15 protein-coding genes and 1 pseudogene are annotated in these 23883 nt (G+C 67.3%); 7 read left to right on the forward strand and 9 right to left on the reverse strand.

Annotated elements, in window-relative coordinates; translation table 11 throughout:
* Positions 1-28: 28 nt before the first annotated feature.
* The gene (locus ACCQ10_RS19655) at positions 29-1372 is read right to left on the reverse strand and encodes an AMP-binding protein (protein WP_372361651.1); all 1344 of its coding nucleotides are present in this window, start codon (positions 1370-1372) and stop codon (positions 29-31) included.
* Between the two features lie 811 nt (positions 1373-2183).
* On the opposite strand from ACCQ10_RS19655, the gene ACCQ10_RS19660 reads away from it, so the two are divergent.
* The 4 genes from ACCQ10_RS19660 to hemF all read left to right on the forward strand — a co-directional run bounded on the left by ACCQ10_RS19660 (position 2184) and on the right by hemF (position 7946).
* The gene (locus tag ACCQ10_RS19660; RefSeq protein ID WP_372363178.1) at positions 2184-4544 is read left to right on the forward strand and encodes a S9 family peptidase; all 2361 of its coding nucleotides are present in this window, start codon (positions 2184-2186) and stop codon (positions 4542-4544) included.
* Between the two features lie 545 nt (positions 4545-5089).
* Entirely contained in the window at positions 5090-5806 is a 717-nt protein-coding gene (locus tag ACCQ10_RS19665; protein WP_372361652.1) for an SH3 domain-containing protein, read from the forward strand.
* Entirely contained in the window at positions 5803-6369 is a 567-nt protein-coding gene (locus ACCQ10_RS19670; RefSeq protein WP_372361653.1) for a hypothetical protein, read from the forward strand. Before ACCQ10_RS19665 ends, ACCQ10_RS19670 begins: the two co-directional genes overlap by 4 nt.
* 677 nt (positions 6370-7046) lie before the next feature.
* Positions 7047-7946, forward strand: coding sequence for an oxygen-dependent coproporphyrinogen oxidase (hemF, locus tag ACCQ10_RS19675; RefSeq protein ID WP_039404874.1), 900 nt, complete (start codon positions 7047-7049; stop codon positions 7944-7946).
* A gap of 576 nt (positions 7947-8522) precedes the next feature.
* Here the strand turns inward: hemF and polA are convergent.
* A complete protein-coding gene (gene polA, locus ACCQ10_RS19680; RefSeq protein ID WP_372361654.1) occupies positions 8523-11303 on the reverse strand; it encodes a DNA polymerase I in 2781 nt (926 codons plus the stop codon).
* Between the two features lie 77 nt (positions 11304-11380).
* Between polA and ACCQ10_RS19685 the strand changes: the two genes are divergently transcribed.
* Positions 11381-11671: a DUF2782 domain-containing protein gene (locus ACCQ10_RS19685; RefSeq protein ID WP_104581477.1), complete on the forward strand. Its 291-nt coding sequence runs from the start codon at positions 11381-11383 to the stop codon at positions 11669-11671.
* 449 nt (positions 11672-12120) lie between these two features.
* On the opposite strand, the gene ACCQ10_RS19690 is transcribed toward ACCQ10_RS19685, so the two are convergent.
* Entirely contained in the window at positions 12121-14622 is a 2502-nt protein-coding gene (locus ACCQ10_RS19690; RefSeq protein WP_372361655.1) for a serine/threonine-protein kinase, read from the reverse strand.
* Complete coding sequence (ecfK, locus tag ACCQ10_RS19695; protein WP_047697913.1) at positions 14601-15140, reverse strand: ECF-type sigma factor EcfK; 540 nt, start codon at positions 15138-15140, stop codon at positions 14601-14603. Before ecfK ends, ACCQ10_RS19690 begins: the two co-directional genes overlap by 22 nt.
* A 288-nt stretch (positions 15141-15428) precedes the next feature.
* On the opposite strand from ecfK, the gene ACCQ10_RS19700 reads away from it, so the two are divergent.
* Both ACCQ10_RS19700 and tagK read left to right on the forward strand, forming a co-directional pair.
* Positions 15429-15746, forward strand: coding sequence for a hypothetical protein (locus ACCQ10_RS19700; protein WP_372361656.1), 318 nt, complete (start codon positions 15429-15431; stop codon positions 15744-15746).
* Between the two features lie 61 nt (positions 15747-15807).
* Positions 15808-16466, forward strand: a pseudogene (tagK, locus tag ACCQ10_RS19705) (transcriptional regulator TagK).
* 195 nt (positions 16467-16661) lie between these two features.
* On the opposite strand, the gene ACCQ10_RS19710 reads toward tagK, so the two are convergent.
* The 5 genes from ACCQ10_RS19710 to cls all read right to left on the reverse strand — a co-directional run bounded on the left by ACCQ10_RS19710 (position 16662) and on the right by cls (position 23875).
* Positions 16662-17108, reverse strand: a complete 447-nt coding sequence (locus ACCQ10_RS19710) for a universal stress protein (protein ID WP_039405036.1) — start codon at positions 17106-17108, stop codon at positions 16662-16664.
* A gap of 309 nt (positions 17109-17417) precedes the next feature.
* Positions 17418-17999, reverse strand: coding sequence for a sugar O-acetyltransferase (locus ACCQ10_RS19715; RefSeq protein ID WP_372361657.1), 582 nt, complete (start codon positions 17997-17999; stop codon positions 17418-17420).
* Between the two features lie 527 nt (positions 18000-18526).
* The gene (uvrD, locus tag ACCQ10_RS19720) at positions 18527-20713 is read right to left on the reverse strand and encodes a DNA helicase II (protein WP_047697909.1); all 2187 of its coding nucleotides are present in this window, start codon (positions 20711-20713) and stop codon (positions 18527-18529) included.
* 81 nt (positions 20714-20794) lie between these two features.
* The gene (locus tag ACCQ10_RS19725; protein ID WP_372361658.1) at positions 20795-22231 is read right to left on the reverse strand and encodes an FAD/NAD(P)-binding protein; all 1437 of its coding nucleotides are present in this window, start codon (positions 22229-22231) and stop codon (positions 20795-20797) included.
* Positions 22232-22456: 225 nt separating this feature from the next.
* The gene (gene cls / locus ACCQ10_RS19730) at positions 22457-23875 is read right to left on the reverse strand and encodes a cardiolipin synthase (protein WP_372361659.1); all 1419 of its coding nucleotides are present in this window, start codon (positions 23873-23875) and stop codon (positions 22457-22459) included.
* Positions 23876-23883 lie beyond the last annotated feature (8 nt).

The following is a 23883-nucleotide window of genomic DNA, read 5'->3' on the forward strand; positions in this document are numbered from 1 at the left end:
GCCGGCTGCACGCGCGCGTCTGCAACGCTCAGCCGTTGAGCAAGCCCAGCACGGTATCGCGCGGCAGTTTGCCGGTCTCGTTGCGTGGCAGGGCGGCGAGCTTGCGCAGGCGGCGCGGCAGGAACACCGGGTCGACGCTGACGCGCAATGCGGCCAGGATCTGGGCTTCGTCCAGGCTCGGCGCCACCACCAGCGCGGCGATGCGGCCCACCGCCTGGCCGGGTTCGGCGGCGAGTTGCACGATGGTGCCGTCGACCACGCCGGGGATGGCGAGCAGGCGGCGGGTGAGATCGGCCAGCGAGGCGCGTTTGCCGGCAATCTCCAGCAAGTCGGCCTGGCGCCCGCGCACCTGAAAGGTGCCATCACTGGCCACGTCCATCATGTCGGCCAGCATCACCGGGGTGGCCAGATGCGGTGCATGCACCAGGGTACCCGCGGCCTGGGCCTGAAGACGCACGCCGGGCAGCGGTGTCCATGCCGCTTCCAGGGCGGTGCGGCGCACGGCGAACACGCAGGTTTCGGTGGAGCCGAACATCTCGCGGACTTCTCCGCCAAAGCGCGCCTCGGCGGCGGCGGCAATGTCCTGGGTCAGTGGCGCGGTGGCCGACACGATGCCCGCCAGCGGTGGCAGCGCCACGCCCGATTCCACCAATGCACGCAGGTGCACTGGCGTGGTCACCAGCACGCGCGGCGCGGGAATCTCTGAAAGCGCGCGCGCCACATCGTCGGGGAAGAACGGCCGGCCGGCATGCACCGCCAGCTCGGTCACCATCGGCAGCAGCACCGACAGCTCCATGCCGTACATGTGTTGCGGCGGCACCGTGGCCACCACGTGCGGCACCGCGTCGGTCCCGGCCCACAGGCTTTGCAGGGCAACCAGATCCTGCCGCGTACTGGTCAGGAAGCTGCCCCAGGTCTTGGGATTGGGCTGCGGGCTGCCGGTGCTGCCGGAGGTGAAGCCGATCGCCACCAGGGCGTCGTCAGCCAGCTGCGGCACCGCGCCATCGGCCTGCGGCAGCTCGGCCGGCAGCTGCCAATACCGCGGCGGCGCCAGCTCCAGCGCCAGATCGCCCAGACAGTACGCATCGGCGTGACGGGCCTGCACTTCGCCGACCACGGCCGGCGCGCGCGAGGATGGCAGCAGCGACACCTGCCCACGCAGCGCGCAGGCGTAGAACGCGACCATGAAGCGGTACCGGTCTTCGCACAGGTTTACCGCGTGCTGGCCGTCGGGCAGCTGCTGCGCCAGGCCGTGCACGTGCGCGATGAACGTCTCCAGGTCGACCGACTGCCCCGCGCGCCACGCCAGCGGCCGGTCAGGCGCGCCGACGGCCATCGGGTGAAAAACGGCAGAAGCAGGCAGGCTGGACATGTGCACCGACAATCGCAAAAGCGCGCTAGCTTGGGGGCCACCCGGGCTGCTGGCAAGTCGGGAGGTTTCCGGCAGTGGGACGCGGCCGAACAGCTGCCAGATGCGTGCTGCCGGCAAGGCTCAGGACGACAACCGGGGCTACCGCTGGGATGCGCGCTGCCTGCAACCAGCGACGCCGCACCTCACGGAAGTGCGGTGCCGGTCGGCGCATCCGATGGGGCATCTTTACCGACCACCCGCTCACCTGACGGCCGCCGCCTGAAGCACTGGCCACGCGCATTGACCCGACCGCCAGCGGCCGTTTTGCATCGGTTACCCGTGCACCGAGCCATCGCTGCTGCAACGCGATCGGCGCGAACAGGCATCGCTGCGCGACACGCGCACGCCGCTTTCTGCCGCTGGACACCAGCGTCGTGCATGGCCGCGCCGGTTTACGCGCAAACGCGCGTGCAGTGCTCGAACGCAACCGCCGCGCCAGCCGGCCGCAGCGCCAACGCGACGCCGCACAGCCTCGATCAAGCGCAGTGCCGCAGGTCCGCACAGGCAAGCACGCGCGCCCGGCAGACTGAAGCGTCTAGCCCGATCCCGGTACCGCAATCGACAGGCACACAGCGACGTCGTGGCATCGCATTGCACTGCCCACCATCACCGCGTCGATCATCGCCGTCTGCCGCCGCGCAACAGTCCCGCTCGTCATCCCAGACCGCGGCGTGGCACCGCCCACGCATGACCTGTGGCCCAAGCGTGCCGCAGAGGCAAACTGCTAGGCTTGCCTGCTCTTCCGTTGCGCCCGTTGTTACCGATGCCCAGACTGTTGCCGTTGACCCTCCTGCTGCTGGCCGCCACCGCACATGCGCAGTCCGCCGCACCGCTCACCATCGAACAGGTCATGGCCGACCCGGACTGGATCGGGCCGTCGGTCGATCAGGCCTGGTGGCAATGGGACGGCAAACAGGTGCAGTACCTGCTCAAGCGCGACGGTAGCCCGGTGCGCGACACCTATCGCCAGAGCACCGGCGGCGGCACTGCCGAACGTGTGGCCGACACCGCCCGCGCCGGCCTGGATGCGGCCAACCCCAGTTACGACGCAACCCGTCAGCGCATGCTGTTCGCACGCAATGGCGACATCTTTCTGCGTGACCTGCGCTCGGGCGCATTGACGCAGCTGACCCGCAGCAACGAGCTCGAATCGCGTCCGCAGTTCGCCAGCGATGGCGGCGCGATCTGGCGCGCGGGCAACAACTGGTACCACTGGCGTGCCGACGGCGGCACCGCACAGGTCGCCGTGGTCAAGGCCGAGCGCGACCCCAACGCCGCGCCCAAGGCCGATGTGCTGCGGGAACAGCAACTGGCCACGCTCGCCACGCTGCGTCGTGACCGCGAGCAGCGCGACGCCTTGCGTACCCAGGAAGATGCCTGGCGCCGTGCAGACGCCACCCGTGCGGCGGCGCCGGTGTACCTGGGCGATGAGGTCGAGATCGTGGACAGCGCCCTGTCGCCGGATGGCCGGCACCTGCTGGTGGTGACGCAGGCCAAAAGCGCCGACGAAGGCCAGGCCGGCAAGATGCCCAAGTACGTGACCGAATCCGGCTACGAGGAATTCCAGGAAGCGCGCACCCGGGTGGGCCGCAACGCCCCGGCCGCGCACACGCTGTGGCTGGTCGATGTGGCAGCAGGCAGCGCACGGCAGCTGTCCTTCGATGCATTGCCCGGCATTGCCACCGACCCGCTCGCCGCGCTGCGCAAGGCCGCCAAGCGCGATGCGCTCAAGGGCAACCGCGCCGTGCGGGTGGAAAGCGATGGCGACGGTCGCGGCCCTGCCGTGCACTGGAGCGACGACGGCCGCAACGTGGCGGTGGAAATCCGCGCGGTGGACAACAAGGACCGCTGGATCGCCAGTGTGGACCTGGACAACGCCAGGCTGCAGCCGCGTCACCGCCTGAGCGATGGCGCCTGGATCAACTGGGACTTCAACGATTTCGGCTGGCTGCCCGACAACCGCACGCTGTGGCTGCTGTCGGAAGAATCGGGCTATTCGCAGCTGTACACGGTGGAAGGCAATGGCAAACCGCGTCAGCGCACACGCGGCAAATGGGAAGTGTCGATGCCGGTGCCCAGCGCCGACGGCAATGGCATGTACTTTCTGTGCAACCAGAAATGGCCGGGCGACTACGAGGTGTGCAAGCTGGACCTGCGCAGCGACCAGCTCACCGAAGTCACGGCGTTGAACGGCGTGGAAGGCTTCAGCCTGTCGCCGAACGGGCAGCAGCTGCTGGTGCGCTACTCCGGCAGTTACCTGCCCACGCAGCTGGCCGTGGTACCGGCCACCGGCGGCCAGGCCACCGTGCTCACCGACACGCGCACGCCCGCATTCAAGGCGCAGCCGTGGATCGCACCGCAGTACGTGCAGGTGCCGTCCAAGCATGGCGCCGGCACGGTTTGGGGCAAATATTACGGGCCGAAAAATCCCGAGCCGGGCAGGCAGTATCCGATCGTGATGTTCGTGCATGGCGCCGGCTATCTGCAGAACGTGTCCGAGCGCTACACGCCGTATTTCCGCGAGCAGATGTTCCACAACCTGCTGGTGCAGCAGGGCTACATCGTGCTGGATCTGGACTACCGCGCCTCCGAAGGCTACGGCCGCGCCTGGCGCACCGCGATCTATCGCAACATGGGCCACCCGGAACTGGAAGACTATCTGGACGGCCTGGACTGGCTGGTGGCCACCAAACAGGGCGATCGCGCACGCGCCGGCATCTATGGTGGTTCGTACGGCGGCTTCATGACCTATATGGCGTTGTTCCGCAGCCCGGGCACGTTCAAGGCCGGTGCGGCACTGCGGCCGGTGGGCGACTGGATGCAGTACAACCACGAGTACACCTCCAACATCCTCAACACGCCCGAGCTCGACCCGGAGGCGTACAAGACCTCCTCGCCGATCAACTACGCCGACGGCCTGCGCGACCATCTGCTGATCGCCCACGGCATGATCGACGACAACGTGTTCTTCAAGGACTCGGTGGACATGACGCAAAAGCTGATCGAACTACACAAGGACAACTGGCAGGTGGCGCCGTACCCGCTGGAACGTCACGGGTTCACCCGCGCCGATGCATGGCTGGACGAGTACAAGCGCATCCTCAAGCTGTTCAACGAGCAGGTGAAGCCGTAAACGGCTGACAACTGCGCGTGCTGTCTTGAAATGGATATTGACCGCGCGCGTAGAACTCGTTTGCGCGTGTTGGGGGCAGAAGGTGACTCCATCTTCTGCCTTGACCGCCAGCGCTTATGCGGCCCCTGACGGCAGCTGGCAGCACCAGCCCCGACGTCGAGACCTGGGTATGGCGGGTTTGCATAAAGTCGGCAGATGCCACGCTGATGCCTCTCTACGCACTTGGGCTTGTCGCTCCGAAGCGCTCTCAGTGCTCCGGGCGCGGGGCAGCGACGAACCGCCTTGGCCACGTGTGCAAACTTTTCCCCGTCCCACTATCGGCCGCCGCGGCTGCACACTCCCGGCCGCAATGCGCACGCAACCCCACGTGCGCGGCTCGGTTGCTTCGCACTCACCTGTCGCTACACAAGTGGCTCTAAGCTTGGCGCAGGATAGGTAACGCGCTGGCGCATCGCCTGCGCCGCGTTACTGGTCCGCCGAATGACCGGTGCGCCGCCGGCATGGCGGCGCTTCCACTCACCATTGGCGCAGGGAAGGTAGAAACGATGGGCCTGTGGGACCGTTTGTTTGGACGCAAGACCGCTGCGGCAAAGACGCCGCGCACAGAACCAGCCGCAGTGCCCGTCGCTGCCGAACACGCATCGGAGGCGGCGGCCGAGATCGACCCCGCATTGCAGCCGGCATTGACTGCGTTTCAGCGCGGCGACCACGTCGGCGCCTACAACGCTGCGCAGGCGCAGCTGCACCTGGGTGCGGACGCGCAGCGCCTGTGCGCTCTGTCGTTGAGCGCGCTGGACCGCTACCGCGAGGCCTACCCGCACTGGCTGGCCCTGTATGAGCTGGAGCCCACCGCACACAACGCGCTGCAGCTGGCCACCACGGCGGTGATGTGCAACGAGATCGAACGCGGCGAACAGTGGCTGCTGACCTTCGACGATCTCAACGCGCAGGAGCGATCGACCTCGCCTGCCACCGCACGCACCAGCTTCCTGACCGCACTGACCCGCGCCGGCCACGGTGCACATGCCTTGCCGCACCTGGAGTGGCTGCGCGAAGCCTATGCCGGGATGTCGATCACCGACAGTCATTTCCTGTATGTGCGTGGCCTGCCGTTCCTGGAGGCCTTTCTCGAGCGCAGCACCCCGCTGCTGCGCCAGTGCCTGCCGGCCGATGCCCTGCCCGGCTGGTACGCACAGCTGCAGCCTGCGCTGGACCCGCCGGGGCAGGCCGCGGTCGCCGCGCATATCGCCTCCCTGCAATGAACGCGACAGGGCGCGCAGCACCGCAGCCGCACGGCGGATTCGTCTCGCCGCTGGCATGGGTGTCATTGTTGCTGGGCGTGGTGAGTGCGCTGGCCAACCTGTTGCAGATCGTGCTGATCGCGCTGACGCCGGATGCAGCATCGCTGGGACTGCCCGAAGGCATCACCCTGCCACACTCCTGGCAATGGCTGATCGACCATGCGCTGTCATTGTCTGTCGCTGGCGTGGTGCTGTCGGCCACCTTCGCGTGGTTGAGCTGGGCGCTGCTACAGCGGCGCGAATGGGCAAGAGTCGGTTTCGTGGTGGTGCTCGTGATGACCGGTCTGCTCAGTTTCGGCGGGCTGGCGTTGATCGGACCGTTGTTCGACGGCGTGCAGACGTTACTTCCCGCCGATGTACTGCAGAGCCCGGAATGGCCACAGATGCAAGCACGTTTGCAGGCAACCCGGCAGATGGCGTTCATCCTCACCGGCCTGGGCGTCGTGGCAATCGGCTGGGTACACGCAGCATTGGCATGGCGGCTGTGCACGCCAGCCGTGCGCGCGGAGTTTGCCCAGGCGTAGTGGCTGCAGCAGCGCGTCGGTCACCAGCCGCGAATTTCCTGCCGGCCACGGCCAGGGCATGCCGTCTTCGACATCCGGCGTCTCGCGCTTGGAGCAGACCGGGCCCTGCAGCGAAGGCGCTGATGATCCGCTCTCCGCCTGATTTGCCAGTATTGAGCCATCAGGTAGCGACGACTGCATCGCGCGTATCGCGAGCGCTTGGCGATCTTCAAGCTTCAAGCCTGGTCGAGCGCGCGGTGCCCTCACCGCTCGCGGGACACGCCGTCAACCCCTCCATGGGGGCTCGGTGGCGGCATCCATGCCGCCAACGGTCCCGCAATCGGCGAGGACACCGCACCAGACAGTTGGCTGGTGGTTTTGTTGAAGAGCAAAGGCACCGCGCCGCCAGCTTGCTAGTCGCTGGTTGAGATCCATGCGGACCGACCATCTCCACTGGTCCTTGCCCGCCCACCGTCGCGGGACCCTTGGCGGCATGGATGCCGCCACGGAGCTACATGGACGTACTTGCAGCGTGTCACGCGATGGTGGGCGGGCAAGGGCCTTGCAGCCAACCTGCAGATCAGTTGCTCTTCCGCTCTTCCCTCTTCCGCCGGGCATCCACTCTCCACATCGCCCTGCGACAAACTGGCGCGTTCGGGTGCGCGCACCGGCCGCGATGCACCGCTTAGAATTGCGTCATGAACGAATTCGACCGTGTACGCGATTATCTGACCGACCTGCAGGACCGTATCTGCGCTGCTGTGGAAGCAGCCGATGGGCGAGCGCGGTTCTCCGAAGATCTCTGGCAACGCGAGGAAGGCGGCGGCGGGCGTACCCGCATCCTGCGCGATGGCGCGGTGTTCGAGCAGGCCGGCATCGGCTTTTCCGACGTTTCGGGTACCCGCCTGCCGCCCTCGGCCAGTGCGCACCGCCCCGAACTGGCCGGCGCCACCTGGCGCGCCTGCGGCGTGTCGCTGGTGTTTCATCCGCACAACCCGCATGTGCCCACCACGCATGCCAACGTCCGCTATTTCCGCGCCGAACGCGATGGTGAGGTGGTCGCCGCCTGGTTTGGCGGCGGCTTCGACCTGACCCCGTTCTACCCGGTGGACGAAGACGTGCAGCACTGGCACCGCGTCGCCCAGGCGCTGTGCGCCCCCTTCGGCGAGGAGCGCTATGCCGCGCACAAGCGCTGGTGCGACGAATACTTCTTCCTGCGCCACCGCAACGAGACCCGCGGCGTCGGCGGGTTGTTCTTCGACGATCTGGGTCAGGACTTCGAGCGCGACTTTGCGTACCAGCAAGCGGTCGGCAACGGCTTCCTGGATGCCTACATGCCGATCGTGCAGCGCCGCAAGGATGAGCCGTTCGGCGAGCGCGAGCGCGAATTCCAGCTGTACCGCCGCGGCCGCTACGTGGAATTCAACCTCGTCTACGATCGCGGCACTCTGTTCGGGCTGCAGAGCGGCGGGCGTGCCGAAAGCATCCTGATGAGCCTGCCGCCCCGGGTGCGCTGGGAGTATGGCTACACCGCAGAGCCCGGCAGCGCCGAGGCACGGCTGCTGGATTATCTGGTCCCGCGCGACTGGCTGGGCTGATGGCGTCAGCGGCCAGCTGATCTGCTTCGGCGTTTAACGGAAGCGCTGACATCCTGATCCACAGAGAGAGACGTCAGCGCCTTATCGCCATCGCCCAATCAAGCGCCACTCAGCGGCGTATTCAGAATCCTAATTTATGCAAACCTGAATTGGGAGAATGAAACACTGTGTTGATTAATCGAGTTAATCACGCCTATTTATATTTGTAATTGATCGCACCTAGACGCCGAAATCCATTTCGTGTGTTGCGATGCGCCATGCGCTAGAGAGCTGTTGAGCAGAGGACATAAAAAAGCCCCGCAGACCAGGGGGAGGTCGGCGGGGCCAGGGAACGGAAACTTGGGGAGGAGTTTCCGCTCCGAGATCTGCTCCAGGGGATGGGAGAGATCTGCCGACAGGCGTTGCGCCCGTCGAGGGATATAACACCATTTTCTACATTGATGGATCGTGAAGATAACTGTTAAAAAAATGTAGAATTTAGCGGTTATTCATTCCCTCAAACTTGCTGAATTCGCATTATGTTTGACCGGCTTATGTCTGGTCTGTGCGTTCAGCATATCAGCGTCTTATGGCGCGTCAGTGCGCCTCGTCCCAGTTATCGCCAACACCCGAATCCACCACCAGCGGCACGCGTAGCTCGGCCGCTGCGGCCATGCGCGTGGTAACTTCGCGCAGCAGCGTGTCCACGAAATCGGCATCTGCCTCGAACACCAGTTCGTCGTGCACCTGCAGGATCATCAGCGCGCGCTGCGCGTGGTCGGCGATCCAGCCGTCCACGCTGACCATGGCGCGCTTGATGATGTCTGCAGCGGTGCCCTGCATCGGCGCGTTGATGGCGGCGCGCTCGGCGCCGGCGCGCTGGCCCTGGCTGCCGGCGTTGATGAAGTCCAGATACAGCCGGCGGCCGAACACGGTTTCCACATAGCCCTTGTCGCGCGCCTGCTGGCGCGTGGTTTCCATGAAGTCGCGCACGCCCGGGTAGCGGCTGAAGTACAGCGCGATGTAGTCCTGCGCCTCGCCGCGGCCGATGCCGAGCTGGCGGGCCAGGCCGAACGCGCTCATGCCGTACATCAGGCCGAAGTTGATCGCCTTGGCGGCGCGGCGCTCATCCCCGCTGACGGTGTCGATGGTGCGGCCGAACACCTCGGCGGCGGTGGCGCGGTGCACGTCGGCACCGGACTCGAACGCGCCCACCAGGCCGGGGTCGCCGGACAGGTGCGCCATGATGCGCAGCTCGATCTGCGAGTAGTCGCAGGCGATCAGCTTGCGCCCGGCCGGTGCGACGAAGGCACGGCGGATGCGGCGGCCGTCCTCGGTGCGGATCGGGATGTTCTGCAGGTTGGGGTCGGACGAGGACAGCCGCCCGGTAGCGGCACCGGCCTGGTGATAGCTGGTGTGCACGCGCCCGGACTGCGGGTGGATCATCTCCGGCAGCTTGTCGGTGTAGGTGCTGCGCAGCTTGGTCAGCCCGCGGTATTCCAGGATCACCCGCGGCAGCTCGTGCTGGTCGGCGATGGCTTCCAGCGCTTCTTCATTCGTCGAGGGCTGGCCCTTGGGCGTCTTGACCACTGCGGGAAGCTTGAGCTCGTCGAACAGCAGCGCCTGCAGCTGCTTGGGCGAATCCAGGTTGAAGGTGCGCCCGGCCAGTTCGGTGGCTTTCTGCTGGGCGGCGAGCATGCGCTTGGACAGGTCCGCGCTCTGGCGACGCAGCTCGGTCGCGTCCACGCATACGCCGTTGGCTTCGATGCGTGCCAGCACGCCTACCAGCGGCATCTCGATCTCGCGATAGACGCGCTCGAGGCTGGGCTCGGCGGCCAGGCGCTTGCCCAGCACCTGGTGCAGGCGCAGGGTGATGTCGGCGTCTTCGGCAGCGTAGCGGGTGGCATCTTCCAGGCTGACATGGGCGAAGGGAATCTGCTTGGCGCCCTTGCCGCAGACGTCTTCGTACTTGACGGTGTCGTAGCCCAGGTAGCGCTTGGCCAGGCTGTCCATGTCGTGGCGGGCGCTGCCGGAATTGAGCACGAAGCTTTCCAGCAGGGTGTCGTCGGCATAGCCGGCCAGGTCGACACCGTGGCGGCGCATCACGTGCAGGTCGTACTTGCCGTGCTGGCCGAGCTTGCGCAGGGCAGGGTCGGTCAGCAGCGGTGCCAGCTGGGCCAGCGCCTGGGCGCGGTCGAGCTGTGCCGGGGCACCGGGGAAGTTGTGGCCGAACGGCAGATAGGCCGCCTGGCCGGGCTCGGCGGCCACGCTCAGCCCGATCAGGTCGGCCTGCAGCGGGTCCAGGCTGTCGGTTTCGGTGTCGAAGGCAAACTGCCCGGCCGTGCGCAGGCGCGCGACCCAGCTGTCGAGCTGTTCCTGGGTGAGGATGGTCTCGTACTGGCCGGGGGCGGACAGCGCCGGGTCCAGATCCACCGGCGCACTGGCCGGGCCGGACACGAACCCGGTGCCACGGGCGCGGCCGGGCTCGGTGCGGGCCACCGCCATCGCTTCGGTCTGCGCCCCGGCTGCGGCCGCGCCGCCCAGTTCGCGTAAGGCCTGGCTGAAACCGTAGCGGGCGTACAGCACGGCCAAGGCTTCGGCATTGGGCTCACGCAGGTCCAGCGCACGCGGGCCGCTGGCCAGCACCACATCGGTCTTGATGGTGACCAGCTCACGGTTGAGCGGTAGCCGCGGCAGTGCGGCGCGCAGGTTGTCACCGATCTTGCCCTTGATCTTGTCGGCGTTGGCGATGACGCCATCGAGCGAGTCGTATTCGGCCAGCCATTTGGCGGCGGTCTTGGGGCCGCACTTGTCCACGCCCGGCACGTTGTCGATGGCATCGCCCATCAGCGCGAGCAGATCGACGATCTGGTCGGGCCGCACGCCGAACTTGGCGATCACCGCCTCGTCCGAATCCATACGGCTGCCGCTCATGGTGTTGACCAGTTCGATGCCCGGGCGCACCAGCTGGGCAAAGTCCTTGTCGCCGGTGGAGATGGTGACGCTCAAGCCGTCGGCCGCGCCCTGCAGCGCCAGCGTACCGATCACATCGTCCGCTTCCACGCCGTCGATGCGCAGGATGTCGATACCCAGCGCATGCACGATGTCGCACATCGGCTGCACCTGCGCGCGCAGGTCGTCGGGCATCGACGGACGGTTGGCCTTGTAGTCGGCATACAAGTCATCACGAAATGTCTTGCCCGGCGCATCCACCACGAACGCGACGTAGGCCGGGCGCTCCTTCAAGGTGGCGCGCAGCATGTTGACCACGCCGAACAAGGCGCCAGTGGGCTCGCCCTGGGCATTGGTCAGCGGCGGAAGCGCGTGGAACGCGCGGTACAGGTAACTGGACCCGTCGATCAGGACTAATCTGCTCATGGCCCAATTCTACGCTGCACGCCCACGCCACACCGTGCCAGCGCATACTGGCCGGCGACCTAGAATGGATGACAACGATGAAGAGAGCACGTCTTTTGCTGCTGCCGTTGCTGCTGCTTGGCGGCTGCGCCACCACCTCCGGCGGCGCCGGCGGTGACAGGATCCCGGCCGGTGCCGATGTCACCAGCAAGACCATGGGCAATGGCGACAAGGTGGACGAATACCGCGTCAACGGCCAGCTGGAAATGGTGCGCGTGACCCCGGCGCGCGGCGCGCCCTACTTCCTGTACGACCGCGACCACGACGGGCATACCGACGCGGAGAAGGACAAGGTCAACAAGGTGTACTGGCAGCTGTATAGCTGGTGATTCGGGAGTCGGGATCGGGATTGATGGAACCGGGCCGATAGTTGGTGTCGGTGCCGGTTGTCGGCGGGGTATTGCAGGCCGCTGAGCGCGGCATGGCAGGCGGATGCGCCCAGGTGTGGGCCGTCACGCAAGCTGGCGGCGTCGATCTTGGACGTGTTGGATGTGGAGCAGTGATGGCCAAGCGGCCGCGCAGCGGTTGGCGGGCAGATTGCAGCTGGATGAAGGCCAGCGCCCGCAATGTCCATGCCGATGCCGGTGGGCTGTGACCGGTAGGCAGGCCGGGCCTCACTGCCACTGGTTCGCAGTGAGGTGAGCCGGAAGCCGACAAACGGACACCCTGCCTTGCAGCAGGGAAGCCGCCGGGTGTTGCACACGGCCGTCGTCTACAGCGTCTTTATCGGCTGCGAGGGCGCACCCATCCTTGGTGGCCCAGCGCTGCACCGTTGCGTTCAGGGCTGGAGCGGGGGCGGGGGCGATTGCGGTTGAACCGGCGTGGCCAAGGCCACTGCGATGGGCGGGCGTTGCTCGAAGCCCGCACGATCGAGCCCGGTGCTGATCTGCACCGCCTGCTGCGCGTGGTCGCGCGCGGCGGCGGCCTGCCCCAGCGTGCGCTCGGCTTCGGACATGCCGCGCAGAATTTCTGCCGTCTGCGGATGTACGCGGCCCAGCACCCGCAGCGAAGCCGCCAGCGTGGCGCGCTGTTCTGCCAGCGATTGCGCAGCCTGCCCGGCGTCCAGCAACCAGAACGCATGGTTGCTGCGGAAGGCGATCGTCTCGGGCGCGTCGTCGCCGAGCACCGCGCGCGCGCGGTCCAGCACCGCCCGGTAATGCGGGCCGGCCTCGGCCACCTTGCCCTGCTGCCGCAATGCGCCGGCCAGGTTGCCTTCCACCATCAGCGTGTCGATGGCGTTGTCACCATAGAGCCTGCGGCTGACCTGCAGCAGCGGCGCCAGCTCGGCCTCTGCACCGGCGTAGTCGCGTTGCATCAGCAGATACATCGACAGACTGTTGCGCATCGACAGCGTGAACGGATGCTCGGGCCCGTCGAGCGCGATGCGCTCGCGCAGCAGGGCGCGCTGCAGGGTGATCGCCGGCGCCAGTTGCCCGACCTCGGCCAGCATGGCGGCGTAGACATTGCCCGCGTTGATGCGCTGCCCCGGGCGCGTGGCAGGGTTGGCCAGCGCCGCCACGTAGGCATGCCGGCTTTCGGTCATGGCCTCGGCAATGCGGCCCTGGTCGCGCAGCGTCCAGGCCAGCCATCCGCGCATATCGTTGGCCATGGTCTGCTGCTGCGCGTCGCCACGCTGCGCCTGCGCAATGCCCTGGCGCAGCAGCTGCGCGGCGTCCTCGCGCCGACCGGCACCGCGTAGCGCCTGGCCCAGCATGGAGGCCGCCTGCAGTGCCGGCATGCTGCCCTCCCCGGTGCTCTGCTGCGCCAGCGTCTGCGCAGTGCGCAGGTGCTCCACCGCCTGCGGGTACTTGGTCAGTGCAATCAAGGTGCGGCCCAGGGTGAGCTCCACATCGGTGCGCGCATCCGGCTGGCTGGCCAGCTCGCGCGCGGCGCGCTGCGAGGCCTGCTCCAGCACTCGCAGCATCAGCGTCTTGTCCATATCCTGCGCCACGCCGGGGTCCACGCTGGACAACACCGAACTCATGAAATCGCCGGTGACGCGCGCGCGTTGCGCATCGCGCGCGGCCTGCTGCAACGACCACAGCGTGGCGACGAGGCCGGCGAGCGAGGCAACCGCCACCAGGCCGCCGGCCAGCACGCCGCTGCGATGGCGCTGAATGAACTTGCGCAGCCGCACCCAGCGGCGGGCCTGCAAGGCGCGCGGCGGGTAGCCGTCGAGCCAGCGGTGCAGATCGTCCAGCAGCGCCGACACCGAGGCATAGCGCGACACCGGTTGCGGCGCCAGGGCACGCAGCACGATCGCATCCAGACCATCGCGCAGCTGCTGCTGTAGCTGCGCGTGGGTGGTCGCGCGTGCTGCGCAGATGCGTGCACGCGCATCGGCCGGCACGGCCGCCACCCGTTGCGAGGGCGGCTGCGGCACGCCGTCGCTGCCGGCCACCGGCGCCAGCCCGCAGCTCAGCTCGTAGAACATCGCGCCCAGCGCATAGATATCGCTGCGCGCATCCACGTCCTGCACACCACGCGCCTGCTCCGGGCTCATGTAGCCGGGCGTGCCGCGGCCATGCGCGGACGTCATGCCGGGGTTGGTCGCATCGATGGCGATGCCGAAGTCGATCACGCCCGGCATCGGCCGGCCGTCGATCTCGCTCACCAGCACGTTGCCGGGCTTGAGGTCGCGATGGATCACGCCCTTCTGGTGCGCGTGCTGCACCGCCTCGCTCACCCGCAGCATCAGCAGCACGCGTGCATGCAGCGACAACCGATGTTCGTCGCACCACCAGGTGATGGGCTCGCCACGCAGGTACTCCATCACCAGATACGGACGGCCCTGCGCATCGGTACCCACGTCGTGGATCTGCGCGATGGCCGGGTGCACCATCTGCGCCAGCAAGCGGCATTCGAACTCGAACAGGGCCCGGCCCTGCGCATCCAGCGCGTCGGCGGCCACCAGCTTGATCGCCACCTCGCGCTCGTAGGCACCGTCGGCGCGGTGGCCCAGGTACACCTGGCCCATGCCGCCTGCGCCGAGCAGGCGGTCGATCGCCCACGCGCCGAAGCGCGTGCCCGCCGGTAGTTCCGGCAATGGCGCGTGCAAGGCCGCGGCCGCCTGCTTGAGCGGTGCGCGCACGCGCAAGGTGGCCTGCGATTCCACCGCCAGCATCGCCAGCAACTCGTCGCGCAACACGGGCTCGTCGCCAGCCTGCGCGCGCGCGAAGGCGTCGCGCTCTGCGGCCGGCAACAGGCAGGCCTGGTGAAACAAGGCCTCCAGCCGTTGCCAGGTAGTGGCCGCCACGCTCACAGCTGCGCCGCCAGCCACACCCGCGCAAAGCGCAGATCGCGCTCCAGCGTGGGCACCGACACCTCCAGCTGATCGGCCGCTTCGGCCACGCTGAACCCCACCAGCTCGGTCAACGCGAACGCGCGGGCCTTGCGCTCGTCTACCTGCGCCAACTTGTCGAAGGCATCGGCCACCAGCATCAGCGCCTCCGGCCGCGCCGCGCCATCGGACAGGCTGATTGTCAGCGTCACGGCCTGCCCCAGCCTCTTGGCGCTGGCCTGCTGGCGCGCCAGATCCACCAGCAGGTGCCGCATCTGCAAGGCCGCCACCGCATAGAAATGCGTGCGCGAACGGAACGCCTGCTGGCCTTGTTCCAGCCGCAGCCAGGCTTCATGCACCAGCTCGGTGGCCTGCAAGCCGGCACGCGCATCGCGCCGCAGCTCGCGCAAGGCGGTCGCCCGCAACACCTCATAGACCTGCCGCGCCAAGGCGTCGCCCGCCCCGGGCTCGTCGCGCTGCCAGGCCTGCAACAACTCGGTGATCGGCAGCTCGGGCATCGAAGTCCATCTCGCCTGCGTGGACGCGCAGTATCCCGCATTGGCGAGCGGCCGGGCGCTTCAAGCCCGAACGGTTTGGTTCGCTTGCGCCGTGCCTGGCACATAGACGTTGGGACGCCCGATCCGGCGGTCAGCAAGCCGGCCTTCGCATCGGCCCTGACGGATGAAGGCCACGCAGGCTCCGGCGTCCAATCGCCAGCCGCCCCCGTGCCTGATCTTGGCAGTTGCAGGATTTGCCAGATTTCGGGTTGTGGCACCAGCCCTTGCACAGATTCCCCGCATCACCAGTTGGCTGAGAATCGCCCTGCCCTCCAGCGGTTTGTTGCGCTTGACCTGATCTGGATTGGCGACGTCGATCCTGTGATGTCCGACCGCTTTTGCCGCAAGCGGTTGGGCCGTGGTGAGTTCGGCATCATCTGGCGGACGGCGACTGCTGCAGGACTCGTCCTTTGCTTCGATGAACCAGCGACCTCGCACAGGAACGTGCTGGCTGTTACCAGCGCCGATCTCGATGAAGTGCACACCTTGCATCAGCGGCTGGCCAACGCGCAGGCCGGCTCCATCCGGCTCGCCAGCGTCGCGATGCATCGAGGCGAGGCCGCCTGATTCGGGGTCGATGGCACCGATGCGTGACGCAACGCCGGATTCAAGAACGGCGCGTGATGGGTTGGCGATGCTTTTTTCGGTTGATCCAGGGACAGGCCCCGGGGAGTGGGCCGCAGGCAGCACCGCATGAGCATCAGTTACTACAGCGCCATCGTTCCGCAAGCGCCCGCAGCCACGAAGGCGCACGCGTCACTGATGATCGATCTGCTGGCCTACATCGAGCAGCACATCGGCGAGGCGGAGCTTGGTACCGGGTCGTTGCAACAGGCGTTCGCGCTGTCGCGTGCCTCGTTGTACCGGTTGTTCCAATCGCGTGGCGGGGTGGCCAGCTATATCCGCGAGCAACGCCTGCGTACCGCGTATCGCTATCTTCAGGCGTACCCGGAGTGCAGCCTGACCTGGCTGCTGTACGAGATGGGCTTTGCCTCGGAGCGACAGTTCCAGCGCGCGTTCCAGCAACGCTTCGGCATGCCGCCGATGCAGTGGCGCCGCCTGTGTCGCGCCACGCCGCATGCGCCGGCACCGCGCCGCGGCCACTGCATGCCGATGTGGCGCTTCATGCGTGAACTGAGCCAGGACCTGCAACCGCAGCCCGTCAGCGCATTACGCAGCCGCATGCCAGGTGCGCATGGCGCACCGCTGATGCACGCCGAGGCGCTGCGCCGCCTGACGCGGCCGGCAATCGGCGCCACACTGCAGCGCGAGCCGTTGGACGCGTGAGCTGCCGCCCGCAGGAATGGGCTTGCGCGCGAGGGGTTTGCTGGGAAGGCCCTCGCGCCCGGGTGCGCTCCTACGGTGGAACGAGAAACCTGTGCGTGACAGCTCGGGACATGGCGTTGCACCACGGATGCAGACCACGGCTTGCTGGCACAGCCGCTGGGCGCGTTGCGTGCAGCAGTGCAGCGCGTCGGTGCCTCAGCGAATCACCAATACCGGAATCGTGCTGTGCGTGAGCACTTCCACGGTCTGGCTGCCGAGCAGCATGCGGCGCATGCCGCGACGTCCGTGCGACGTCATGATGATCAGGTCGCTTTTGCATTCCTCGGCGGTCTGCACGATGCCTTCGGCGGCGAAGCGATCCAGCACATGTCGCGAGGTCGCCTTGATGTTGGCAGCCGCTGCCAGTTCCAGTGCCGGGCGCAGGATCTTCTCGGCCGCCGCTTCGCGTTCGGTGCGGTACTCCGGGCTTGCTTCGTACCCCACGCTCCAGCCCATCGCATCGTACATGCCCATCGCCCACGGCTCGGACACGGTGACGATGTCGACCTTGGCGCCGGTGGCCTTGGCCAGTTCCAACCCTTGAAACAAGCCACGGTGGGACAGCTCGGATGCATCGATAGCGATGAGAATACGTTTGTACATGGTGACCTCCTGCAAGGGTGGCAGTGCTGCCGATGGGCGTGAACGCACGGTGGCATGTGCGGGTGGAACGGGCCTTGATGCGGATCAGTGCGGCGATGCTGCTGGCTGTGTTGGGGACGCGTTGATGCTGCCGAGAGTGATGCTTCGATTGCTTTGCCGTGCGGGCGGTGGCTGGATGCTTGCGAGCTTGCAGTTGCCATGCCGCTGTTGCCGCCAGCGCTTTGCCTCCGCTGTTCCTGTCTCCATGGTGCATGCCGCGCAGCGCCTGTGTGATCGACGACGAAGACCACGACTCGGCACGCGCTGCGCTCAATCGGTGGCAACCGCATCCGGGTCCGGGCGCACCTCGCGGAGGCGTGCCGGATTGCCGACCGCGGTCGCCCCTGCTGGCACGTCGCGCGTGACCACCGCACCGGCGCCGATCAACGCATCGTCGCCGATGGTCACGCCGGGCAAGATGATCGCCCCGCCGCCGATCCACACATTGCGCCCGATGCGGATCGGCCGCCCGAACTCCAGGCCGCTGGCACGCCCGGCGGCATCGCGCGGGTGATCGGCAGCGTAGATCTGCACGCCTGGGCCGATCTGCGTGCCGTCGCCGATGTGCACCTCGCAGATATCCAGGATCACGCAATTGAAATTGAGGAACACGCCTGCGCCCAAACGGATGTTGTAGCCGTAATCGCAATGAAACGGCGCACGAATCACGGCGCCGTCGCCTACGTCGGCAAGGCGCTCGCGCAACAGTGCGTGGCGCTGTGCTGCCGTTTGCACTGAAGCCGCGTTGTAGCGCTGCATCCACGCGGCCGCGGCCGCTTGATCGGCCTGCAGCTGCGCATCGGTGGCGCTGTACAGTTCGCCTGCCAGCATCTTCTGTTTTTCGGTCCGCATGGCTTGGCGTCCCCGGTCGTGATGTCGGCTTGCAGGGTGGCATGGACGCCACAGCGAATGCATCGAGCGATGCACCAATGGTTGCCAGATCCGCCAACGGCGACGCCCGGGTTTTGCTATCGCGTCGCAACGACATCATCGATGCGCAGGGACGTGCTGAGCGCTCTTTCTCCGCCATTACCGGCGACGGATGCGGGAAGCCCTGGCCGGGCTGATCGGCTGCCCCCATCCGCCCTTCGGGCACCTTCCCCCGCCTGCGGGGGGAAGGGAGCGATGCGGGGTGTTTGCCCGCACTGACGTCTCGGCGTGCACGGGAACTCGCACGCGCGTGCAGGCCCTCCCTCTCCCGCCTGCGGGAGAGGGGACGAGATGGGGGGCACGACGAAGGTGGGAGATGGCAGCGGCCGGCTGGCAGCGCATCAACAACGGCGCCGTTGCCCGCTGCCGGTGCGAGGACCGCTCAGCGTGTTCCAGCGCAACCGGCGGCCATCCTCAAGGACGGTGCAGCGCCGATGGACGTCACCCGATTACACCACCGTCAAATTGGCGTACGCCATTACCAGCCACTTGGCGCCGACTTCGTCGAATTGCACCTGCACGCGGGCGTGCGCGCCGGCCCCTTCGTAATCGATGACCACACCGCCACCGAACTTGGGGTGCTCGACGTTGGCGCCGAGCTTGATCGGCGCCGTCTCCACGATGCCGTGTACCGGGCCGCCCCGCGCCGCGCCCAGCGAGGCGGTGCGCGAGACCTGCACCTTCGGGCGCACTTCGTTCAACAGATCGCGTGGAATCTCGCGCAGGAAGCGCGAAGGCACGTTGTAGTTGTCCTGGCCGTGGATGCGGCGCGATTCGGCGTAGCACAGCACCAGCTTCTGCCGCGCGCGGGTGATGCCCACGTAGGCCAGGCGGCGCTCTTCTTCCAGCCGGCCGGTCTCTTCGAGCGAGCGTGCGCTTGGAAACAGGCCATCTTCCAGCCCGACCAGGAAGACGATCGGAAATTCCAGGCCCTTGGCCGAATGCAGCGTCATCAGCTGCACGCCTTCTTCGCCGGCCTGCGCCTGGCCTTCGCCGGCCTCCAGCGAGGCATAGGCCAGGAACGCGACCAGTTCGGTCATGCCCTGGCTGTCTTCGTCGTCCGGACGGGTGAAGCGCGAGGCCACCGAAACCAGTTCGTCCAGGTTCTCGGTGCGCGATTCCGAATCCAGCCCGCCGCGGCTTTCCTTGGCCCAGTGCTCGCGCAGGCCCGAGCGCATCAGCACGTGGTCGATGCGCTCGGCCAATTCCATCTGCCCGGTTTCGGCATGCAGCTGGCCGACCAGGCTCAGGAACGTGGCCAAGGCATTGCGCGCACGCGCGGCCAGGCTGTTTTCCTGCGTGGCCAGCATTGCCGCTTCCCACAACGACAAGGCGTTGGCGCGCGCCAGCCGGCGCACTTCATCCAGCGTGCGGTCGCCAATGCCGCGCGTGGGCGTATTGACTGCGCGTTCGAACGCGGCGTCGTCGCTGCGATTGGTGAGCAAACGCAGGTAAGCCAGCGCGTCCTTGATTTCCGCACGTTCGAAAAAGCGCATGCCGCCGTACACGCGGTACGGCAGCTGTTCGGAAATCAGCGCCTCTTCCAGCGCGCGCGATTGCGCGTTGCTGCGGTAGAGCACCGCCACTTCGCCGTAGCTGCCGCCATCGCGCACCCACTGCCGGGCGCGCTCGACCACATAGCGCGCTTCGTCCACTTCGTTGTAGGCCGCATACAGATCGATCGGGTCGCCATCGCCCGAGTCGGTCCACAGCTGCTTGCCGATACGGTCGGGGTTGTGCGCGATCACTGCATTGGCCGCGCCCAGGATATTGGCGCTGGAGCGATAGTTCTGCTCCAGGCGCACGGTCTGCGCGCCGGGGAAATCCTTCAGGAACCGCTGCACGTTTTCGACCTTGGCACCGCGCCAGCCATAGATGGCCTGGTCGTCGTCGCCCACCACGAACACGTTGCCGGACTCGCCGGCCAGCACCCGCACGAAGGCGTACTGGATGGCGTTGGTGTCCTGGAACTCGTCCACCAGGATCTCGCGAAAGCGCGCGCGGTAATGCGCCAGCAGGGCCGGCGTGTCGCGCAGCAACTCATGCGCGCGCAGCAGCAACTCGGCAAAATCCAGCAGGCCGGAGCGGTCGCAACGTTCCTGGTAGGCCGCATACACCTGCCGGCGCACCTCGGTCCAATCGTCGTTGGGCTCGGGCTGGATATGCTGCGGACGGCGCCCCTCGTCCTTCTGCTCGTTGATCCACCAGCTCAGTTGCTTGGGCGGATACTTGCCTTCGTCCAGTTCCAGCGACTGCACCACGCGCTTGACCAGCCGCAGCTGGTCGTCGCTGTCCATGACCTGGAACCCTTCCGGCAGGCGCGCGTCCTGCCAGTGCAGGCGCAGCAGGCGATGCGCCAGCCCGTGGAAGGTGCCGATCCACATCCCGCGGCTGCCGTTGCGCAGCTGCAGGTCGGTGCGGTGACGCATTTCGCCGGCGGCCTTGTTGGTGAAGGTCACCGCAAAGATGCCGTGATTCGGCACGCCCTGGACTTCGTTGAGCCAGGCGATGCGATGGATCAGCACGCGCGTCTTGCCGGAGCCGGCGCCGGCCAGCACGAGGTAATGCCCCGGCGGCGCGGAAACGGCCTCGCGCTGGGCGGGGTTTAAATGATCGAGCAAATGAGAGACATCCACCGCGGTATTTTACCGGTTGTGGCGTCGCTGCGGCTGAGATTGCGATGAAGCGGTCGGGATTGCGAGGCTTCGTCCGTACCCTCATCCGTCCCTGCGGGGCATCTTCTCCCGAGGGGAGAAGGGAACAGTGCCCAGCATTACCAACACATCCCGCGCAATCGCCGCTGCCTGCTCGCGCAACTCCGGCACCGCCAGGCTCTCCCACAGCGAGCCGATGCGCAGGCTGCCGATCACCCGCAGCCGTGGGTTGGCCTGCCTGTCGGCGTCGATCAGGCTGCCATCGGCGGCAGTATCCACGCCGATCCCGTGCGGGCCGGCCACGGCAATGCCCTGCCCCAGCAATTGCTGCAGCAAGGGGTTGCGCATGGCCTGCACCCGCATTTCCACACCGGTGGCATTGACCAGCGCCTGCACATCCAACTGCAATGCGTGCCCGGCACTGGCGGCGCCGGCACTCACGCGCACGCAGGCACCCACTTCGAAGGCCACATCCAGCCGCGCGCGATGCAGCTGCAATTGCCCGCGCGCGCGCATGGCCTGCAGCTGCGCATGCACCGGCGCAGCGATGCGGTGACGATGCACGTCCCAGTAGCGCACCACATGGCGCAGGAAACGGCGTTGATCGGCCACCGACAGCGTCTGCCACAAGGCCTGGCTCAACGGGCGAATCCGCTCCATCACGCTCTGCCACGGCCGCCCCTGCGCCAGTGCGTCACGCGCATGCTGCCGCAGCCGGCGCAGCCGCGCGCGCAACGGCAGTGCCAGCAGCGGCTGCGGGTCGAAGTCGGCCGCCGCGCCATGCGCCTGCGGCAGCGGCAACAGGCCATGCCGCGACACCACGTGCACTGCGCCGCGATGCGCCTGTGCGGCCAGCGTCACCACCGTGTCGGCCATGCTCAGCCCGGAGCCGACGATACACACGGCCGCATCCTGCGGCAGCGCAGCCACCGCCCCGGTGTCCCAGGCTTCGACCCGCTGCGCCGCCGACAGGCCGGTAGCGCCACGCAGCGGCAAGGGACGCAGCGCATTGCCCACTGCCAGCACCACCGCAGCGGCCAGTACCGTGTGCCCGTCGTCCAGCTGCAACAGCGCACCGGTGGCGCTGGGTTGCAGGGTCTGCACGCGTGCGGCGTGCACGCGCAGGGTGGCAGTGCTGCCGGCACGCGCTGCCTGCAGGCGGTCGCGTAGATACGGTGCGTAATGCCTGCGACCGACAAATTGCTGCGGCAGCTGCGCAGCGTCCAGCGCCGCGCAACATCCCTGCGTGCGCAGGTAGTCGACGAAATCCTGCGGCACGTCGGCGAGCGCACTCATGCGGCCGGCCGGCACGTTCAACAGGTGTTCGGGGCGCGTGGTGGAATACGCCACGCCTTCGCCCAGCACCGCATGCGGCTCGATCAACACGATCTGCATCGGTGTGGTCGCCTGCTGCAGCAGCTGCACTGCCACCAGCACACCGGATGCGCCACCACCGACGATGGCGATCACCGCATCGCCGGGATTGTGCAGTTCAGTCATCCGGCAATTGTAGGCGATGCCTGCGTCGCGTCGATGACCGCTGCGCGACCCGGCCCGACCTACGCCCGGCCGCAGCAGCCACGCCTGCTGCCTGACACATCCGCCGGGCACGCGCATGGCCACGCTCCAGACCCGTACGCGCCGCTACTGCCCGCAGATGCAGGAAGACCACGATCCGCCGCCGATCGGCCCTGTCGCGCACAGCCCGCAGCGCCCGTGCCCGCCTCACATCAACGCATCGGCCAGCCGCGCAATGCCTTCGCGGCTGCGGCGCCAGGCCGGGCGACGGCGCCACTGCTCCAGCTCCAGCTGGCGCGCGTGGGCCAGATAGTCCTGTTCGATCTCGCGCAGCCGCTGCACCACGGTGCGGTCGTAGCAGAGCATGCCGATCTCGGCGTTGAGCGCAAACGAGCGGATGTCCAGGTTGATCGAACCGACCAGCGCGATGTCGTCGTCCATGCTCAGGTGCTTGGCATGCAGAAAGTGCGGGCGATACAGCGCAATCTTCACCCCGCAACGCAGCAGCTCGTCGAAGTAGGCTTCCTGCGCCCAGGCCGCCAGACGCTGGTTGTTGCTCTGCGACAGGATCAGTTGCACGTCCACGCCCGATACCGCGGCGATGCGCAAGGCGCTCAGCAAGGCTTCGTCCGGCACGAAATACGGCGTCACCAGCACCACCTTGCGCCGCGCCAGGTGGATCACCGCGTTGATGGCATCGCGCGCGTTCTCGAACGGATACGCCGGCCCGCTGGGCAGCAGCTGGGTGGCGATGTTGGCCTGGCACACCGGCGCATCCGGCCACACGTCCAGGCGCTGCCCGGTTTCGGTGAACCAGTCGCTGGCGAAGACCGCTTCCAGATGGTTGACCACCGGCCCGCGCACGCGCGCCACCAGTTCACGATTGGGAAGGCCGTGGACGAAGCCGGCATCGGCCAGATTCTGCGAGCCCACAAAACCCACCTGATTGTCGATCACCGCGATCTTGCGGTGGTTGCGCAGATCCATGCGCCCGCTGCGGCGCCAGCGCAAGCCACCGGGCAGCACCGCCAGCACCTCGATGCCACCGGCCAGCAGACGCTTGCGATAGCGGCGCAGGCCACGCTTGGCGCCCACCGCATCGAGCAGCACGCGACAGCGCACGCCACGCGCACTGGCACGCTCCAGCGCAGCCACCACCGCCTCGCCCACGGCATCGTCGAACATCAGGTAATACAGCAGATGCACGCGCTGTTCTGCTGCATCGATCGCGTCGATCAGCGCCTGCAGCGACTGCGCGTAGTCGTCCAGCAACTCCACCGCGTTGCCCAGGGTCGGCATGAAATCGCCCTGGCGTTCGATCAGCGGCACCACCTCGGCACTGCTGGTGTCCGCCTGCGGTGTCCAGCGCAATGCGTGCAAGGGCAGTTGCTGTTCGCGGATCACCTGCGAGGCGGTGGCCTGCCGTTCCACGCGTAGGCGCGACAGCCACGGGTGGCCGAACAGCAGGTACAGCGGCAGGCCGACCACCGGCACGAAGCCGATCAACAGCAACCAGCTGCGCGCCGCGCCCGGCGTGGTGCGGGCGGGAATCCACAGCAGGGCGGCCAGCCGGATCACCCAGTCCAGCGCCAGCAGCCAGGTCCCTTGCAACCAGTCGGGCAGCATCAGCGCTC

It is taken from the genome of Xanthomonas sp. NCPPB 1325, assembly GCF_041477645.2.
GTDB lineage: Bacteria > Pseudomonadota > Gammaproteobacteria > Xanthomonadales > Xanthomonadaceae > Xanthomonas > Xanthomonas cannabis.

What these genes read in the sequence shown, in the direction of transcription:
- cls (WP_372361659.1), bottom strand. Translation starts at nt 23,875, where the DNA reads ATGCTGCCCGACTGGTTGCAAGGGACCTGGCTGCTGGCGCTGGACTGG.
- ACCQ10_RS19665 (WP_372361652.1), top strand. Translation starts at nt 5,090, where the DNA reads ATGGGCCTGTGGGACCGTTTGTTTGGACGCAAGACCGCTGCGGCAAAG.
- ACCQ10_RS19655 (WP_372361651.1), bottom strand. Translation starts at nt 1,372, where the DNA reads ATGTCCAGCCTGCCTGCTTCTGCCGTTTTTCACCCGATGGCCGTCGGC.
- ACCQ10_RS19670 (WP_372361653.1), top strand. Translation starts at nt 5,803, where the DNA reads ATGAACGCGACAGGGCGCGCAGCACCGCAGCCGCACGGCGGATTCGTC.
- ACCQ10_RS19710 (WP_039405036.1), bottom strand. Translation starts at nt 17,108, where the DNA reads ATGTACAAACGTATTCTCATCGCTATCGATGCATCCGAGCTGTCCCAC.
- polA (WP_372361654.1), bottom strand. Translation starts at nt 11,303, where the DNA reads ATGAGCAGATTAGTCCTGATCGACGGGTCCAGTTACCTGTACCGCGCG.
- ACCQ10_RS19685 (WP_104581477.1), top strand. Translation starts at nt 11,381, where the DNA reads ATGAAGAGAGCACGTCTTTTGCTGCTGCCGTTGCTGCTGCTTGGCGGC.
- hemF (WP_039404874.1), top strand. Translation starts at nt 7,047, where the DNA reads ATGAACGAATTCGACCGTGTACGCGATTATCTGACCGACCTGCAGGAC.
- ACCQ10_RS19715 (WP_372361657.1), bottom strand. Translation starts at nt 17,999, where the DNA reads ATGCGGACCGAAAAACAGAAGATGCTGGCAGGCGAACTGTACAGCGCC.
- ecfK (WP_047697913.1), bottom strand. Translation starts at nt 15,140, where the DNA reads ATGCCCGAGCTGCCGATCACCGAGTTGTTGCAGGCCTGGCAGCGCGAC.
- ACCQ10_RS19725 (WP_372361658.1), bottom strand. Translation starts at nt 22,231, where the DNA reads ATGACTGAACTGCACAATCCCGGCGATGCGGTGATCGCCATCGTCGGT.